The organism is Streptomyces sp. Ag109_O5-10 (assembly GCF_900105755.1).
Classification (GTDB): Bacteria; Actinomycetota; Actinomycetes; order Streptomycetales; family Streptomycetaceae; genus Streptomyces.
Map to the genome: position 1 here is coordinate 828218 of NZ_FNTQ01000001.1, position 15021 is coordinate 843238.

Here is a 15021-nt window from a genome sequence, read left to right on the forward strand (position 1 = left end):
CTCACGGCTCACGGCTCACGGCTCACGGCTCACGGCTCACGGCTCACGGCTCACGGCTCACGGCACACCGCGGCCCTTCCAGCCGCGCACTCACCCGATCTCGACCACCCGCGCCCAGGCGGGCGGTGCCTCCGGCACGTAGTCGGAGTCGTCCTCCCGCCACCCCGTGCCGCCGTACTGCCGGGGGAACAGGCCCACCACCGTCCGGCAGGCGGGCCGGGTCGCCGGCCACGGTGTCTGCCCGTCGGTGAGGGCCACCACGACGTCCGGGGCCGGCCGCGCCCGCAGCGCCCTGGCGAAGCCCGCGCGCAGGTCGGTACCCCCGCCGCCGACCAGCGCGATGCCCTCCGCCCGGCACAGCGGCTGCACGGTGCGGGCGGCCGCGTCGCAGGACAGCACGGAGACCAGGTCCCGGCGACCGCCGACGGCGCGGGCGATCGCGGCCACCTCCAGCAGGGCACTGCCCAGTTCGGCGTCGCTGACCGAGCCCGAGGTGTCGATGACGACCGAGACCCGGGGCGGGCGCCGGCGCAGGCTCGGCAGGACGACGCCGGGCAGCCCGGCCGAGCGGCGCGACGGGCGGCCGTAGCTGTAGTCGTCGCCGGCGCCCGCGGCCGAGGCCGCCGAGCGGACCGCGGCGCCCAGCAGCTCCCGCCAGGGCTGGGGCGGATGAAAGGCGTCCTCGGCCCAGCGCCGCCAGCCGTCCGGGGTGCTGCCCGGGCGGCCGGTGATGGCCTGTGCCACCCGGAACCGGACGCCGTCCCGTTCCTGCTCGCTGAGGCCGTGCGCGCCGTCCGGCCCCTGGTCCCACTCCCGGTCGCGGCCGTCGGCCCCGCTTCCGCAGTCCAGCCAGGTCAGGTCCTGCGTCAGCGGCCCGAGCCGGAACTGCCGCAGGTAGTCCTCCATCAACTGGCCTTCGTCCAGGCGCAGCATGTACGGCCGGACGGCGCCGCGGGGCTGCGCCAGCCCGTCGCCGTACGCGTCGTCGTTGATCTCCAGGTCCGCCGCGATGTTCATCCGCAGCCGCTCGCCGGCCCCGGTCAGCCCGCGTTCCCTCGCGACCCGGTCGCTGCGCGCGTGGTGGTCGCGCAGCAGGTGCGACACCTCGTGCACCCACACCCCGGCCAGGTCCTCCTCCGGCATCAGGTCCACGAACGCGGGCGAGACGTAGCACCGCCAGTGCTTGTCGACGGCCATGGTCGGCACCCGCCGGTCCGCCACGACGTGCAGGGCGAACAGGGCCGTCGCGAGGTAGGGCCGGGCCCGGGCGGCCTGGAGCCGGGCGGCGTAGAGCTTGTCCAGGTCCAGCGCCCCGGTCGCTTCGATGCCCGGACCGGCGCTCATGGGCGCACCTTGGCCGCGACGCGTTCGGCGGCCCGGTCGGCGCGCCTGGACACGGACACCGCACCGGCGAGCCGTTCGATCGCCGCCGGGACGTCCCAGTCGTCCCGGCGCAGCGAGGCCAGGGTGGTGGCGGGGACGACCACGAGGTCGGGCGCCCCGGTGTCCAGGGCGCGCACCAGCAGGGCCCAGGCCGCGTCCCAGCGGGCCCGGTCCGGCCGTTCGCGGACCGCGGCGACCACGCCGTCGAGCACGGCCTGGCGCAGGTCACCACGCTCGGGCAGGTCGGCCGCGGCCGGGTCGGCGAGCAGCGTCTCGGGGTCCGGGAGTTCCATCCGGTCGACGCTCGCCAGCAGTTCGAGCCCGGGACCGTCCCCGACCGTTCCCCTGACCAGGAGGGAGAGCACGTCCCGGGAGGAGCCGGCGGCGTGTGCGAAGGCGACCAGGCGCAGGGTCATGTCCCAGCTGCGGGGCGACGGCCAGGCGCCGCCCCGCCGCATCTCGCCGTTCGGCAGCCGGTGGACCAGCGTGGGGCGGGTGGCGAGCAGGCCGCACACCGCGCGGCGCGCGAAGTCCACGGCGGCGGGCAGCCGGTCCGGGTCGAGCCGGGGCAGGGTGGCACGGGGCCAGGTGCCGCCGAGGCCGCGGACGACGACCTCGTGGTCGTGCGCCCACTGGAGGTGCACGAACCGGTTGGCCAGCGGCGGGCTCAGCTCCCAGCCGTCGGCGGCCGAGGACCTCGGGTTGGCGGCGGCGACGATCCGTACGCCGGGCGGGAGCCGGAGCGCGCCCACCCGGCGCTCCAGGACCAGCCGGAGCAGGGCGGCCTGCACGGCGGGGGGCGCGGTGGACAGCTCGTCCAGGAACAGCAGGCCCCGGCCGGCCTGCACCAGCCGTACCGCCCAGTCCGGCGGGGCCATCGGGACGCCCTGGACGGCGGGGTCGTCGCCCACGACGGGCAGGCCGGAGAAGTCGGACGGCTCGTGGACGCTGGCGATCACCGTGGTCAGCGGCAGGCCGAGCGACTCGGCCAGCCGGTTCAGGGCGGCGGTCTTGCCGATGCCGGGTTCCCCCCACAGCAGGACGGGCAGGTCGGCGGCGACGGCCAGGGTGAGCGCCTCCAGCTGGGGGTCGGGCCGGAGTTCGGTGGTGGAGTCGCCGAGCAGCGCCGACAGGGTGTCCGCGACGGCGAGTTGGTCGGGGGCATGAGTGGCCATGAGGGATCACCTGAGGGGTGTGAGAGGGCAAGTGGATGGCAAGTCAGCGGTGTCAGCGCCGGTTGGCGGGACGCGGGCCCAGGCGCGGGTCGTGGACGGACCGGAGGCGGCGCGCCCGGACGGGCCCGCCGCGGGATCCGGCGAGGCCCGCCCGGTAGAGGCCGTACGCGATCCGGCGTTGCGCGGCCGCCTCCAGTTCGTCCTTCAACGGCCCGTCGCGCAGCACGGCTTCGGGCCCCAGCAGTCCTTCGACGACGGCCAGCGCGCCGGCGAGGTCCCCGTGGTCGAGGCGTTCGCGGACGCCGGTGAGGCAGTCGGGGCGGCGGTGCGCCTCGTCGATGACGCGCAGGCAGGGCAGCGGCGGCCCGCCGAGCGCCACCAGGAGTTCCTCGCGCCGCAGTTCGTCCGATGAGTGGTCCAGCGGGGACAGCACGCCGTCGACCAGGCCGATCCGGTGCCGGGCGCCCCGGCACTCCACCAGGCCCGGCTGCCGGGCCGGTCCGGCGTACGGGTCCCGGGGGGCCGGCGGGTGCCCGGGGACGAGCGCCTCGGCGACCAGCGGATGCAGCCGGCCGGCGTCGACCAGCCCGGCGCGCAGCAGTTCCAGATCGGGGAGGACCCAGGTCGCGGCGTCGGGCAGGACGGGTCGCGCACCGCTGCCGGGAGCGCGGGCGTCGGTGTCCGGGCCGGCGGTCGCGGTCCCGTCGGCCGCGAGGTGCACCGCGAACCGCTGCCGGCCGCCCAGGCGTACGACGACGGCCCCGCGGTCCCGCCCCGCGGCGCCCAGCACGATCCGCGCCTCGTCCGCCCATCGGTCCACGGCGCACAACGACCGTTCGAGGAGCGGTAGTCGGCTGGAGAACGTGCACCGTTCGCCGCCCGCCGCCAGGTCGGCGCCCGACCGGGTGCGCAGCTCGCCCGCGGCACCCGCGTCCCACAGATGGCGGTGCAGGTCGAAGCGGAACCGCCGGCTGGGGTGCGGATGCGGATGCCCCCGGGCGGCGGGCCCGCCCGGTGTGCCGTCCCACAGCGCGAGGCCGATCCGCTGTCCGGCGTCCGCCCAGGCGGGCGGCGTCCGGACCACGAGGCACAGGGGGCCCTCCCCGGTGTCGTAACGGGCGAGCGGCATCGTCAGGCCCGGTCGCAGCAACCCGTCGGGGGCGACTCTCGGCAGATGCCAGCGCAGCAGGTCGGGCGCCAGCCGGCGCAGGTCGGCGCGGAGCCGTTCCCGGACGTCCCGGCCCCGCGCGCGGGCCAGTTCGCGCAGGTCGAGGTCGACGTCGAAACCGGCGGCGGCACAGGCCCCCGCCCAGTCCCCAGCGGTGCGGCGGGCGGTCGCGGTCTCGATCATGGCGAGCGGCACGGCGTACTCGCGCACGCGCCGCCACAGGGAGAGGCGGGTGTCCCCGTCCGTGAGGTGAGTGGCCATCAGCACTCACCTGACGTGGACGGGACCCCCAATCTGACAGCAGAGTGAGTGGTCATCACCGGGAGCATACGACGGCTCCGCCCGGATCGGCCAGGCGATTTCGGACCCGGCTCGCACGTGACGCGGATCACTCCCGCGGGGTGCAGCGTTCTGCCGCCCCCAGCGCCTTTTCCCAGGTGTAGGCAGTCGGCGAGAGCGGGGACCGTGGGAATGGAGCAGGCTCGGGCCGGTGAGTACGACGAGTTCGTGGCGGCCCGCTGGTCGGGCCTGTGCCACCTGGCCCGTCTGCTCACCGGTGGCGATCGGCATCGGGCCGAGGATCTGTTGCAGGAGTCCCTGGTCCGGCTGTGGTTCGTCTGGCCGAAGGTCGCCGACGAGGCGCCGGAGGCGTACGTCCGCAAGGTCCTGGCCCGCGCCGCGGCCCGCTCGGCGCGGCGCCGGTGGTGGGGTGAGCGCCCCGTCGAGGAGCTGCCCGAGGTCGCGGCGGCCGGTGACATGTCGGCGGTCGTCGCCGAGCGTTCCCGGCTGGAGGCCGCGCTGGCGCTGCTGACCCCGCGCCAGCGGGCCGCGGTCGTCCTGCGCTACTACCAGGATCTGCCCGACCGGCAGGTCGCCGAGGTGCTGGGCTGCCCGGTGGGCACCGCCCGGTCGCACGCGGCGCGCGGGGTGGCCCGGCTGCGGGAGCTGCTGGCGGACGCCATCGAGCCGGTGGGGTGAGGGAGAGGCCATGGATCACTTCGAGCGGCAGTTGACGCAGTTGATGCACGACGAGCGGGAGCCCACGGCGTTCGAGACCCGGCACCGGGAGCGGCTGCGGGCCGGTGTGCAGGCGCGGCGGCGGGTCCGGGCGGCCCGGCGGGCGGCGGGCGCCGTCCTGACGGCCGCGGGGTTCGGCCTGTGCCTGTTCCTGTGGCCCCACTCCGACGTCCGTGACGAACCCGGTGCGCCGCACCCCTGGCCCGCGACCAGCCCCACCAACGCTCCGGCACCGACGCGGAGCCTGACGCCCAATGCGCCGGCCTCCGGCGCCACGACCTCGGCGCCGCCGCCCGAGAGCACGACCGCGCCCGGGAACACCCCGACGCCGACGAGCGGGGGGTCCCCCTCGTCGACCCCGACCTCGGCCTCGTCCTCGACGGCGAGCTCCACCCCGGACGCGGGCACGACCCGGAGCGCCGCGGAGAGCTCGGCCGGGAGTTCCACCGCCACCGCCCACCCGCCGTCGGCGCCCGTGACCGACACCCCCGACCCGTCGAACGGCACGTAGACCGCGGCCCGTCGGCCGTTCCCCTCCCCCACCGGCGTGGCTTCGGCACGCCTCGAAATCGAGTACGAATGCGAAAAAACATCATGAATCGTCTACCAGTCATCTTGCCGGTCCCGGCGCCGCCGCCTCCGGCGCACCGCGCCGAGCCGGTCCTCGACCTGGCCGTACCGGTGTTCAACGAGGAGGCGGACCTGGAGCCGAGCGTGCGGCGGCTCCACGCCCATCTGCGGGAGACGTTCCCCTACCCCTTCCGGATCACCGTCGCCGACAACGCCAGCACCGACGCCACCCCGCTGATCGCGGCCCGGCTCGCCGCCGAACTGCCCGAGGTGGAGTGGATACGGCTGGCCGAGAAGGGCCGCGGCCGCGCGTTGCGGGCCGCCTGGTCGGCGTCGTCGGCGCCGGTGGTCGGCTACCTCGACGTGGACCTGTCGACCGGGCTCACGGCGCTGCTGCCGCTCGTCGCCCCGCTGCTCTCGGGCCACTCCGACCTGGCCATCGGCACCCGGCTGGCGCCCGGCGCCCGGGTGGTGCGCGGCCCGAAGCGGGAGGCCGTCTCCCGCTGCTACAACGTCCTGCTGCGCTGCACCCTGTCGGTGGGGTTCTCGGACGCGCAGTGCGGGTTCAAGGCCGTACGACGGGACGCCGCCGCGCGGCTGCTGCCGCTGGTGCGGGACACGGGATGGTTCTTCGACACCGAGTTGCTGGTGATCGCGGAGCGGGCCGGGCTGCGGATCCACGAGGTGCCGGTCGACTGGGTGGACGACCCGGACAGCCGGGTCGACCTGCTGCCCACGGCCCTCGCCGATCTGCGCGGCATCGCGAGGGTCGGCCTGGCGCTGGCCCGGGGCGCGCTGCCGTCGGGGCGGCCGTCACGCTCGTACGCGGTCCCCGTCACCGTCATGGCCCTCGCCCACCTGCTCCTGTACGCGGCGCTGCGCCCGGCCGCCGCCGCGCAGGCGGTCAACGCGCTTTCCCTGATGGCCTGTTGGGTCCTCGCGCAACCGGTCCTCGGGCGGCCCCCGCTGCCTGCGCCGCCCGCCCTGCCCGCCCTGGCCGCCCGGCTGGCCGTCACCGCGGGGTCGCTCGCCCTCCTGCGGCACGCGGCCCCCGGCGCCGGGCTCCGCGCGGAACTCGCCGTGCTCGCCGCCGCCCATCTGTCCCTCGCCCTGCCCGTCGCCGTCGCCCGGTCGGCCCGGGGCGGACGGCGGTGCCGGACGGGGTCCGCGGCCTCATGACCACGCCCCTGAGAAGCACCGCCCCGCCCCCGCCCGCCGCCTGCGGGACCACCGCGCCGGGCCCCGGACGGCGCCTGCGCGACACCGCAACCCGCTACGGCCCGGTCCTCGCGATGTACGGCGTCCTCAAGCTCGTCGGCTTCGGCTCCTTCATGTATCTGCTTGACTCGGCGGGCGACTTCCGCAGGAAGCATCCGCGGTTCGGCGGCGGTGCGCACGTCTGGGACGTGCTGGGCACCTGGGACGGCTGGTGGTACCAGCAGATCGCCCTGCACGGCTACCACCCCGCGCTGGTCCCGGTGCCCGGCGCCACCGGACTGATCACCCTCCAGGGCAATTCGGCCGCGTTCTTCCCGCTCTACCCGGCGCTGATGCGGGTGGCGATGGAGGTCACCGGTCTCGGCCCGTTCGGAGCCGGGCTGCTGGTGTCGGTCGTGGCGTCGTTCGCCGCGGCGCTGGGGATCTTCGCCGTCGCCGCCCGGTTCGGCGGCCGCCGGGCGGGGCTGGCGGCGGCCGGGCTGTGGGCCGTGTGGCCGGGCTCCGGCGTGGAGTGGGCGGTCTACTCGGACTCGCTGTACGTGGCCCTGGCCGCCTGGGCCCTGTACGCCGTGCTCACCCGGCGCTGGCTGACGGCCGGGGTGCTGGCCTTCGCGGCCGGTCTCAACCGGCCCACCGCCGCGGCCCTGGTCGCCGCGCTCGCCCTGGCCGCGGTCCTGGCGCTGCGCCGCCGCGAGGACGGCGTCGCCCGGCCGCTGACCGCGATGCTCGTGGCCCCGCTGGGCCTGCTCGGCTATCTCGGCTGGGTGGGCCACCGCATGGGTGACTACGGCGGTTACTTCGCGCTCCAGTCGGGCGCGTGGGGGCACGAGTTCGACTACGGCAGCCAGACCCTGGACGTTCTGACCTCCGTCCCCGTGGGCCACTTCGGCTACCTCTTCGCGCTCCCCTTCGCCGACGTCATCGGGGTCGGGGTGGTCCTGCTGGACCTGGCCCTGCTGCCGCTGCTGTGCCGGTTGCGGCCGCCGGTGGTGCTGGTCGTCCACACGGTGCTCACCGTCGCCCTGGTGCTGGGCAGCCAGCAGTACTTCGCGAACGTCTCGCGCTATCTGCTGCCCGCCTTTCCCCTGTTCCTCCCCCTGGCGGTCGCACTGCGCCGCGTGAGCCTGCCCTGCCTGTGCCTCGTGCTGGGCATCGCGGCGCTGGCCTCCGGCTCGTACGCGGGCTACGCCCTGTTCGAACTCGGAGTGCCCTGACGCCGGTTCAGGCCTTCTTGAGGGCCACTCCGCCGTAGAAGCCGATCTCCTCCGAGCCGGCCGGCGGGGTGGTCTCCGGGCGCCAGAACGGGACCTGGGTGACGCCGGGTTCGACCAGTTCGAACCCGTCGAAGAAGCGCTCGATCCGGGCCCGGGGGCGCAGGTTCATGGAGGCGGTCGCGTTGTTGTAGACGGCCTTGGCCTCGCTGCGCTCGGCGAAGTCGTCGGTGGCGTGCGAGAGCACCAGGAAGCTGCCGGCCGGGAGCGCGTCGCGCAGGGCGGCCACGATCCGCTCGGGCTCCTCCTCGTCGCGGACGAAGTGGAGGATGGCGACGAGGAACAGGGCGACGGGCTCGCCGAAGTCGATGATCCGGCGGACCTCGGGGTGCTCGACGACGGCCTGCGGGTCGCGCAGGTCGGCGAGGACGATGCTGGTGGTGCCGGCCCTGCTGAGCAGCGCGTCGCCGTGGGCCTTCACGATCGGGTCGTTGTCGACGTAGGCGACCCGGACGTCCGGCGCCAGCGCCTGGGCCACCTCGTGCACGTTCGGCGAGGTGGGCAGCCCGGTGCCGATGTCGAGGATCTGGCGGACGCCGCTGTCGATGACGTACCGGACCGCGCGCTGCAGGAAGCCGCGGTTGGCCCGGACGGATATCCACACCTCGGGCGCGACGGAGGCGAGCTGGTCACCGGCCTTGCGGTCCACCTCGTAGTTGTCCTTGCCGCCCAGCAGGTAGTCGTAGATCCGCGCGGGATGCGGCTTGCTGGTGTCGATCTCCACGGACCCGGTGCCGTCCTGCGTCACGTGCGCTCCTCTCAACGACCGTCCCGGCCCCCCTTGGCTCACCGACGGCTGGCGACAGCTTTCCACATCAACTTCTTTGTCGGCGCACCGAGTTCCGCCCTCGGCGACCGCACCGGGCGGGCCGGGTCGCACGGCCGGGCCGGACCTGACTACCATCGGGCCCAGGTGTCCGGGCAGGTGGCCCGGTTTGGTTGGGGGTTTCTCATGGTCAGTGGTCGTGTGGTGCGGTTCGACAGCTCGCGCGGGTACGGGTTCATCGCTCCGGACGGCGGTGGCGACGACGTCTTCCTGCACGTGAACGACATGCAGATGTCGGAGGCGTACGTCCGCCCGGGCGTGGCGGTGGAGTTCGAGATCGAGGCCGGCGAGCGCGGCCCGAAGGCGTCCGGTGTCCGGCTCGCCCGCGGCGCCGACGTCCGCACGCTCGGTCCGGACGACGACTCGCTGTGCGACCTGCTCAGCGCGGACGAGTTCACCCGCGAGGTCACCGAGACGCTGCTGGCGTCGGCGCCCACGCTCACCGCCGAGGAGATCGTGCGGGTCCGGGGCGCGCTCGCCCAGTTCGCGAAGAACCACGGCTGGATCGAGGGCTGACGGCCCGCGGCGACCGGCCGGTTCACGCGTCGCGCGTGCGGAGCGACCGGCCGCCCGCCGTGAGGGCACCGGGACGGACGACGTCCGCCTCCGCGTCCGGGCCCCGGGGTCGCCGAGGTGGTACCGGACCTCACCGGACTCGGGCAGGTGGTTCGTCGGCACGACGACGACGCCGGCCCGAAGTACGCCGTGGCAGACGACGGCGTACTCCGAAATGTTCGGCAGCATGAACGCGACCAGACCCGGAACGCGGCGAAATCACGGGGCTCCCGTACGGCCCCGGAGCCCGAATTGGTGCCGCCGCACCCCTCTGCGGTTAGTTTTGAGACATGGCTGCGGAGCATCCAGAGGCGGCGGGACAGCTGTCCGTGGTCGCGGAGAACGCAGGGTCACCTCTCCTGGAGGCCGGCCGCGACATCGGGGACCACGTCGTCGCCGAGGCACCGGGGCTCGGAGGCCTCCGACCATGGCCGGAGGGTGCTGCACCACGGGACCGAGAACCCGCCCGGCTCCTGGGCGCGCAGCCCGATGCGCCGGCCCGTCCCCGGTCCGAGGGTGGTCGCGTGGACGCCGCACGGCACCTCCACAGACCCCCGCGGCCAACGATCGGGAGCAGTGATCAGCCATGACATCGCACAGGCCCGTCCACCGCGTGGCGATCGTCGGGACCGGCACCATCGGTGCAAGCTGGGCGACGCACTATCTCGTCCGTGGCTTCGACGTCACGGCCACCGACCCCGCGCCCGCCGCCGAGGCGGCCCTGCGCTCGTACGTGGCGGGTGCCTGGGACGCGGCCGCCGCGATCGGGCTCGCCCCCGGCGCCTCACCCGACCGTCTCGGTTTCACCCCGGACCCGCGGCAGGCCGTCGGGGACGCCGACTTCGTGCAGGAGAACGCGCCCGAACGGCCGGAGCTCAAGGTCGAACTGTTCGCCGACCTCGACGAGGCCACGCCACCGGACGCGATCATCGCGTCGAGTTCGTCGGGCATCACGATGAGCGCCATCCAGGCCGGCTGCCGGCACCCGGAGCGGACCGTCATCGGCCACCCGTTCAACCCGCCGCACGTCATCCCCCTGGTGGAGGTGGTCGGCGGCACCGGGACCGCCCCGGAGACGGTACGGGACGCCATGTCGTTCTACGCGGCGATCGGCAAGCGGCCTATCCACCTGAAGAAGGAGCTCCCCGGGCACGTCGCCAACCGCATCCAGGCCGCGCTGTACCGCGAGGTCGTGTACCTGATCCAGGAGGGCGTGCTCGACGTGGCCGACGCCGACGACGCGGTGTCCTGGGGGCCGGGGCTGCGCTGGGGCGTCATGGGCCCGTCCCTGCTGTGGCACCTGGGTGGCGGCGAGGGCGGTATCCAGCACTTCATGGAGACCCTCATGCCGCGCATGGTCGCGTCCTGGGACCAGTTGCGCTCCCCTCAGTTCACGCCCGAGCTCAGGGACACGATCGTGGACGGTGTCCTCAAGGAGGCGGACGGGCACTCGGTCGACGAGCTGTCCGCCCGCCGTGACGCCATGCTCGCGGCCCTGCTGGCCGTGCGCGTGCGGCACGACCCGGCCGGGGCCGCGGCCGCGAGCGGGCCGGACGCGGAGAAGGGGCCGTGATGGCGGGCCGGGAGAGACTGTTCGTGCTGGAGGCCAGTGGCGGTGGCCGCCTGTTCTCGGTGCGGCCCGACGGCTCCGGCAAGACGGTCCTCGTCACCGGGTGCCGGATCCCCGACGGCATCGCCGTGGACGCCGGCGCCGGGCACGTGTACTGGACGAACATGGGGGTCCCGGCGGAGAACGACGGCTCTGTCGAGCGCGTGGACCTGGACGGCGCCCACCGGACGACGATCGTCGCCGAGGGCACCACGCACACGCCGAAGCAGCTGCATCTCGAAGCCACCGACCGAAAGCTGTACTGGGGTGACCGCGAGGGCATGCGCGTGATGCGCTGCGGCCTGGACGGTTCGGACGTCGAGACCCTCGTCCGGACCGGCGAGGGCGACGAGGACCGCCGAGACGAGACCCGATGGTGCGTGGGCGTCGCCGTCGACCCCGTCGGCGGACACCTGTACTGGTCCCAGAAGGGCCCGAGCGACGCGGGGGCCGGCCGGATCCTGCGGGCCGGCATCGCCCTGCCCGCCGGGCAGGCACCGGACCTGCGCGACGACGTCGAGGTGCTGTTCGGCGGACTGCCGGAACCGATCGACCTCGAACTCGACCTCAAGGCGAGGATGTTGTACTGGACGGACCGCGGGGACCCGCCGCGGGGCAACAGCGTCAACCGGGCCCCGCTGGACCCGCCGGACGGCCGCTGGACGTCCGAGATCCTCATGACCCACCTCATGGAGGGCATCGGCATCGCCCTCGACCCGGACGGTGACCGCATGTACGTGACCGACCTGGGCGGATCGGTCTACACGGCCGCCCTCGACGGATCGGACCGCCACGAGCTCCTCGTCGTCCAGGGCAACCTCACGGGCATCGCCCACGCCGTTCTGCGAACGGCGTGACGCGAGGGGCCCCCAAGTGGCGCCGGGGGTAGCCCCGGCCGAAGGCCGGTGGAGCAACTGCGCGACCGGCCGCGACGGTGCCGCGGACGGCGGGGGTACGCCGCCTTCAGGGCGGTGCCGCGCACCGTGGCGGAACGCGGCCGTGAACCTGCGCCCGAAGGCCGGCCGACGGAACCCGGCCAGGACGCCCGATCCCCGCCCGGCCTCCGCCCGGCGTCACGCACCGTGCGGGACCCGCGCCGTGGTCCGCAGTTGCAGGCCCCTGACGGACAGCCGGCCGCCGGACTGGGTGATCTGGGAGGCGGTGGCGGCGGCGAGCGTGATGGTGCGGGTTCGGGTGGCCGGGTGCGAGAGCCAGCGGGGTACGGCGTCGGGAGTGACGGAGACGGTGCGGTCGGCCGGGAGGGGACTGCCGCCGAGGCCCGTGACCCTGCCGGTCAGTCTGCGGACGTAGAAGGTCGCCACCCCGCCGGTGCCCGGTCCCTTCAGCGTGGAGGTGGTCGCCGGCCTCGCCCGCAGGCGCATCGCCGCGCGGCCCCGGCCCGCGGTGAGATCGAGGTTGACGGCGTCCAGCGACCGTACCGTGAACTTCAGGGCCCGGACGCTTCCGGTCCCGGTGCGCAGCGAGACCACCCCGCGGAAGCGTGCGCCGCGGAGTACGAGCCGGTCGGCGCGGAGCACGCACGGGCCCTTCGCGGGACGGACCGGAGGCGACGAACCGAGCCGCGCGCCGCCGGCGGACACGTGCGGGACGTCGACGCGCGGGAGCACGGTCACGGCGACCACGGCCAGCGCGGCCGCCAGGGGCCGGGCCGCACGACCGAGCACGCGGCCGGGCGTGAGAACGCGCGGGTCAGGTGGCACCGCGCTCCTCCCCCGCCGCGGCCGTCGGCGCGGGCCGGTCGTCCGGTGCCGCCTGCGGTTCGCCGGCCGGGGGCGGCAGCCAGGCACAGGCCAGGGAGCCGCCGACCAGGCCGAGGGCCACGCCGAGGAAGAGGCCGCCGAAGTTCGCGACGGGGAAGGAGACGACGGCGAGCAGGAGGGTGGCGATTCCGGCGAACACCCGGAGATGGGGGCGCCAGCAGAGCGAGATGCCCAGGGTCAGGAGCAGCGTTCCGATCAGCAGGGAACCGGCGCCGGAGGTGGTCGACAGGGCGAGCGGAATCCCGCCCGGGTTCAGGTTCGCGTAGGGCCAGTAGAGGATGGGCAGGCCGGCGGCGAAGGTGAACAGCCCAGCCCAGAAGGGGCGTTCGCCACGCCAGTTGCGGAACCTCGGCCGGAACTCCGGCGCTCTGGCGAGCAGTTCACGTCCTCTGCCGAAAGGGTTGGTGATCACGCGTCCTGTCCTGATGAGTGCGGATACGGTGCCGCGGGAAGGCGGTGCGCCGGAACGTACGGTCCCCGTGCACGGCGGCCGCCCGGGTCAGAAGCATGGGTGGTTGCCGTGCTCGACCCGCAATCGCAGACCGGGAATGTTGAAGGTGCCGGCGGAGACCGCGGCCGCGGTCACCCGTACGTCGTCGAGGGTGGTCGTCAGCGCCTGTTGTGCGACGCCGTCGGGATCGAAGAAGCGCGAGTCCCGGTCGCCCGGCCTGATCGGGCCCTTGGTGACGGCCCCCTGTGCGACGCCGATGTCGAGGCTGCCGAAGTTCGCCTCGGCGACCGACTCGCTCGTCGCGTCGATGAACAGGTTCGAGGCCTCGGCCGGCCGGCCGCCGCCACCGGTGAGCCGCAGCGTCTGGGTGCCCAGCACGGGGACGTCGACGACGACGGACTGGCACAGCCCGTCGACCGTGGCGTGCCGGAACCCGGAGACCACGACGGGCACGAGTTCGTGCTTCCTCGTGACGTCCACCATGCCGTAGAGGCTGAACCCGCGGGCCGTCAGTCTGTCGGCGGAGACCTGGAACCGCTGTCCGGAGATGAAGAACGAGGCGGCGAGCGCCCCCTGCGCCATGGCGACGCCCACGGCGGCACAGGCGGCGACACCGGGCACCAGGACCACCGCGAAGCGCCTCCAGCGGGTTCTTCCGCCGCGGTGCGACATCCCGTCTCCTTCGGTCGTGAGGTGGACCCGACCATGCCGACAAGGCCGCAGATGCCCCGTACGTCCGGTGATGGATCCTAGGCTCCCGGCCGCGCCGGCCGACTGCACGCCAGGCCCGCCGGACGAGTGACGCACGTTCTGCTGCTCTCTTCGGGTGACCGAGCCGGTGCCCCGCCCTCAGGACGCGAACGGCACCTGCGCAGAGGCCACTTCGCCCGTCCCGGCAGGGTGCCGCCACACGCCCTGCCCGGCCAGCCGGGGCAGCACCCCTTCGCCGAACCAGTACGCCTCCTCCAGATGCGGGTACCCGGACAGCACGAACTCGTCGATGCCCAGCGCCGCGTACTCCCTGATCCGCTCGGCGACCTCGTCGTGGGAGCCGACCAAAGCGGTCCCGGCGCCGCCCCGGACCAGGCCGATGCCCGCCCAGAGGTTGGGGTGGATCTCCAGCGCGTCCCGCCGGCCGCCGTGCAGCGCCAGCATCCGCCGCTGCCCCTCGGACTCGCTGCGGGCGAGCCCCGACTGCACGGACCGCACGGTCTCCGGGTCGAACCCGTCGAGGAGCCGGCCGGCCTCGGCCCACGCCTGCTCGGAGGTGTCCCGGGTGATGACGTGCAGCCGGATGCCGAACCGCAGGGTGCGCCCCTGCTCCGCCGCGAGCCCCCGGATCCAGGCGATCTTGGCGGCGACCTGGGCCGGCGGCTCCCCCCAGGTCAGGTACACGTCGACGAAGCGGGCCGCGACCTCGCCCGCGACCGGCGAGGACCCCCCGAAGTACACCTCGGGCACCGGTTCGGGCACCCGGGCGAGCCTGGCGTCCTCGACCCGCAGGTACTCCCCGTCCAGGTCGACCGCCTTGCCCTCCCACAGTCCCCGTACGATCTCCAGGAACTCCCCGGTCCGGCGGTACCGGGCGTCCTTGTCGAGGAAGTCCCCGTAGGCCCGCTGTTCGTGGCTCTCGCCGCCGGTCACCACGTTGAGCAGCAGCCGTCCGCCGGTCTGCCGCTGGAAGGTGGACGCCATCTGCGCGGCCAGCGTGGGTGAGACGAAGCCCGGCCGGAAGGCGACCAGGAACTTCAGCCGCTCGGTGTGCTGGCTGACCATCGCCGTGGTCAGCCAGGCGTCCTCGCACCAGGCGCCGGTCGGGGTGAGCGCCCCCTCGAAGCCGAGGTCCTCCGCGGCCTTGGCGATCTGGCTCAGATAGGCGACCGTGGGCGGCCGGTCCCGTCCGGAGGCCGTCGCCGGGGTGCCGTGGCCGCCGCCGACGACGTGCCGGCTGTCCCCGTTGGTGGGCAGGAACCAGTGGAAGGTGAGGGACACGGGGG

At 74.6% G+C, this 15021-nt stretch carries 15 protein-coding genes; 7 read left to right on the forward strand and 8 right to left on the reverse strand.

All coding sequences use genetic code 11. The features are described 5' to 3' along the window. Positions 1 to 90: 90 nt before the first annotated feature. Genes BLW82_RS03905 through BLW82_RS03915 form a run of 3 tightly spaced genes read right to left on the reverse strand, consistent with a single transcriptional unit; the run spans position 91 to position 3987 of the window. A complete protein-coding gene (locus BLW82_RS03905) occupies positions 91 to 1344 on the reverse strand; it encodes a vWA domain-containing protein (RefSeq protein WP_093497476.1) in 1254 nt (417 codons plus the stop codon). Further along, positions 1341 to 2558, reverse strand: a complete 1218-nt coding sequence (locus BLW82_RS03910) for an AAA family ATPase (RefSeq protein ID WP_093497477.1) — start codon at positions 2556 to 2558, stop codon at positions 1341 to 1343. The genes BLW82_RS03905 and BLW82_RS03910 overlap by 4 nt, the downstream gene beginning before the upstream one ends. A 52-nt stretch (positions 2559 to 2610) precedes the next feature. Next, on the reverse strand, positions 2611 to 3987 hold the full coding sequence (locus tag BLW82_RS03915; protein WP_093497478.1) for a hypothetical protein: 1377 nt from the start codon (positions 3985 to 3987) through the stop codon (positions 2611 to 2613). A 210-nt stretch (positions 3988 to 4197) separates the two neighbouring features. On the opposite strand from BLW82_RS03915, the gene BLW82_RS03920 reads away from it, so the two are divergent. The 4 genes from BLW82_RS03920 to BLW82_RS03935 all read left to right on the forward strand — a co-directional run bounded on the left by BLW82_RS03920 (position 4198) and on the right by BLW82_RS03935 (position 7745). Then, on the forward strand, positions 4198 to 4704 hold the full coding sequence (locus BLW82_RS03920) for a SigE family RNA polymerase sigma factor (protein WP_093497479.1): 507 nt from the start codon (positions 4198 to 4200) through the stop codon (positions 4702 to 4704). A 10-nt stretch (positions 4705 to 4714) separates the two neighbouring features. Continuing rightward, a complete protein-coding gene (locus BLW82_RS03925) occupies positions 4715 to 5254 on the forward strand; it encodes a hypothetical protein (protein ID WP_093497480.1) in 540 nt (179 codons plus the stop codon). A gap of 83 nt (positions 5255 to 5337) precedes the next feature. Then, complete coding sequence (locus BLW82_RS03930; RefSeq protein WP_093497481.1) at positions 5338 to 6492, forward strand: dolichyl-phosphate beta-glucosyltransferase; 1155 nt, start codon at positions 5338 to 5340, stop codon at positions 6490 to 6492. Further along, positions 6489 to 7745: a glycosyltransferase family 39 protein gene (locus tag BLW82_RS03935; protein ID WP_093507841.1), complete on the forward strand. Its 1257-nt coding sequence runs from the start codon at positions 6489 to 6491 to the stop codon at positions 7743 to 7745. The genes BLW82_RS03930 and BLW82_RS03935 overlap by 4 nt, the downstream gene beginning before the upstream one ends. 7 nt (positions 7746 to 7752) lie before the next feature. Here the strand turns inward: BLW82_RS03935 and BLW82_RS03940 are convergent, their stop codons facing one another. After that, positions 7753 to 8550 carry an SAM-dependent methyltransferase gene (locus BLW82_RS03940; protein ID WP_093497482.1) on the reverse strand — a complete coding sequence of 266 codons (798 nt, stop codon included), beginning with the start codon at positions 8548 to 8550 and terminating at the stop codon, positions 7753 to 7755. Positions 8551 to 8754: 204 nt separating this feature from the next. Between BLW82_RS03940 and BLW82_RS03945 the strand changes: the two genes are divergently transcribed. From BLW82_RS03945 to BLW82_RS03960, 3 genes are all read left to right on the forward strand, one after another. Beyond that, positions 8755 to 9144 carry a cold-shock protein gene (locus BLW82_RS03945; RefSeq protein WP_093497483.1) on the forward strand — a complete coding sequence of 130 codons (390 nt, stop codon included), beginning with the start codon at positions 8755 to 8757 and terminating at the stop codon, positions 9142 to 9144. A 625-nt stretch (positions 9145 to 9769) separates the two neighbouring features. Beyond that, positions 9770 to 10756, forward strand: coding sequence for a 3-hydroxyacyl-CoA dehydrogenase NAD-binding domain-containing protein (locus tag BLW82_RS03955; protein ID WP_093497485.1), 987 nt, complete (start codon positions 9770 to 9772; stop codon positions 10754 to 10756). Beyond that, positions 10756 to 11649, forward strand: coding sequence for a 3-hydroxyacyl-CoA dehydrogenase (locus tag BLW82_RS03960; protein WP_093497486.1), 894 nt, complete (start codon positions 10756 to 10758; stop codon positions 11647 to 11649). The genes BLW82_RS03955 and BLW82_RS03960 overlap by 1 nt, the downstream gene beginning before the upstream one ends. 216 nt (positions 11650 to 11865) lie before the next feature. Here the strand turns inward: BLW82_RS03960 and BLW82_RS03965 are convergent, their stop codons facing one another. The 4 genes from BLW82_RS03965 to BLW82_RS03980 form a co-directional block, all read right to left on the reverse strand. Continuing rightward, positions 11866 to 12477, reverse strand: coding sequence for a hypothetical protein (locus tag BLW82_RS03965; protein WP_093497487.1), 612 nt, complete (start codon positions 12475 to 12477; stop codon positions 11866 to 11868). Positions 12478 to 12502: 25 nt separating this feature from the next. Continuing rightward, a complete protein-coding gene (locus tag BLW82_RS03970; protein WP_256215626.1) occupies positions 12503 to 12985 on the reverse strand; it encodes a DUF6114 domain-containing protein in 483 nt (160 codons plus the stop codon). 87 nt (positions 12986 to 13072) lie between these two features. Continuing rightward, positions 13073 to 13696 (reverse strand): DUF6230 family protein, encoded by a 624-nt coding sequence (locus BLW82_RS03975; protein ID WP_093497488.1) that lies wholly within the window; start codon positions 13694 to 13696, stop codon positions 13073 to 13075. Between the two features lie 177 nt (positions 13697 to 13873). Further along, positions 13874 to 15016: an LLM class flavin-dependent oxidoreductase gene (locus tag BLW82_RS03980; protein WP_093497489.1), complete on the reverse strand. Its 1143-nt coding sequence runs from the start codon at positions 15014 to 15016 to the stop codon at positions 13874 to 13876. Positions 15017 to 15021 lie beyond the last annotated feature (5 nt).

Bases quoted from the DNA above. Each gene is read 5' to 3' on its own strand.
- BLW82_RS03905 (WP_093497476.1), bottom strand. From the start codon at position 1,344: ATGAGCGCCGGTCCGGGCATCGAAGCGACCGGGGCGCTGGACCTGGAC.
- BLW82_RS03910 (WP_093497477.1), bottom strand. From the start codon at position 2,558: ATGGCCACTCATGCCCCCGACCAACTCGCCGTCGCGGACACCCTGTCG.
- BLW82_RS03915 (WP_093497478.1), bottom strand. From the start codon at position 3,987: ATGGCCACTCACCTCACGGACGGGGACACCCGCCTCTCCCTGTGGCGG.
- BLW82_RS03920 (WP_093497479.1), top strand. From the start codon at position 4,198: ATGGAGCAGGCTCGGGCCGGTGAGTACGACGAGTTCGTGGCGGCCCGC.
- BLW82_RS03925 (WP_093497480.1), top strand. From the start codon at position 4,715: ATGGATCACTTCGAGCGGCAGTTGACGCAGTTGATGCACGACGAGCGG.
- BLW82_RS03930 (WP_093497481.1), top strand. From the start codon at position 5,338: ATGAATCGTCTACCAGTCATCTTGCCGGTCCCGGCGCCGCCGCCTCCG.
- BLW82_RS03935 (WP_093507841.1), top strand. From the start codon at position 6,489: ATGACCACGCCCCTGAGAAGCACCGCCCCGCCCCCGCCCGCCGCCTGC.
- BLW82_RS03945 (WP_093497483.1), top strand. From the start codon at position 8,755: ATGGTCAGTGGTCGTGTGGTGCGGTTCGACAGCTCGCGCGGGTACGGG.
- BLW82_RS03955 (WP_093497485.1), top strand. From the start codon at position 9,770: ATGACATCGCACAGGCCCGTCCACCGCGTGGCGATCGTCGGGACCGGC.
- BLW82_RS03960 (WP_093497486.1), top strand. From the start codon at position 10,756: ATGGCGGGCCGGGAGAGACTGTTCGTGCTGGAGGCCAGTGGCGGTGGC.
- BLW82_RS03975 (WP_093497488.1), bottom strand. From the start codon at position 13,696: ATGTCGCACCGCGGCGGAAGAACCCGCTGGAGGCGCTTCGCGGTGGTC.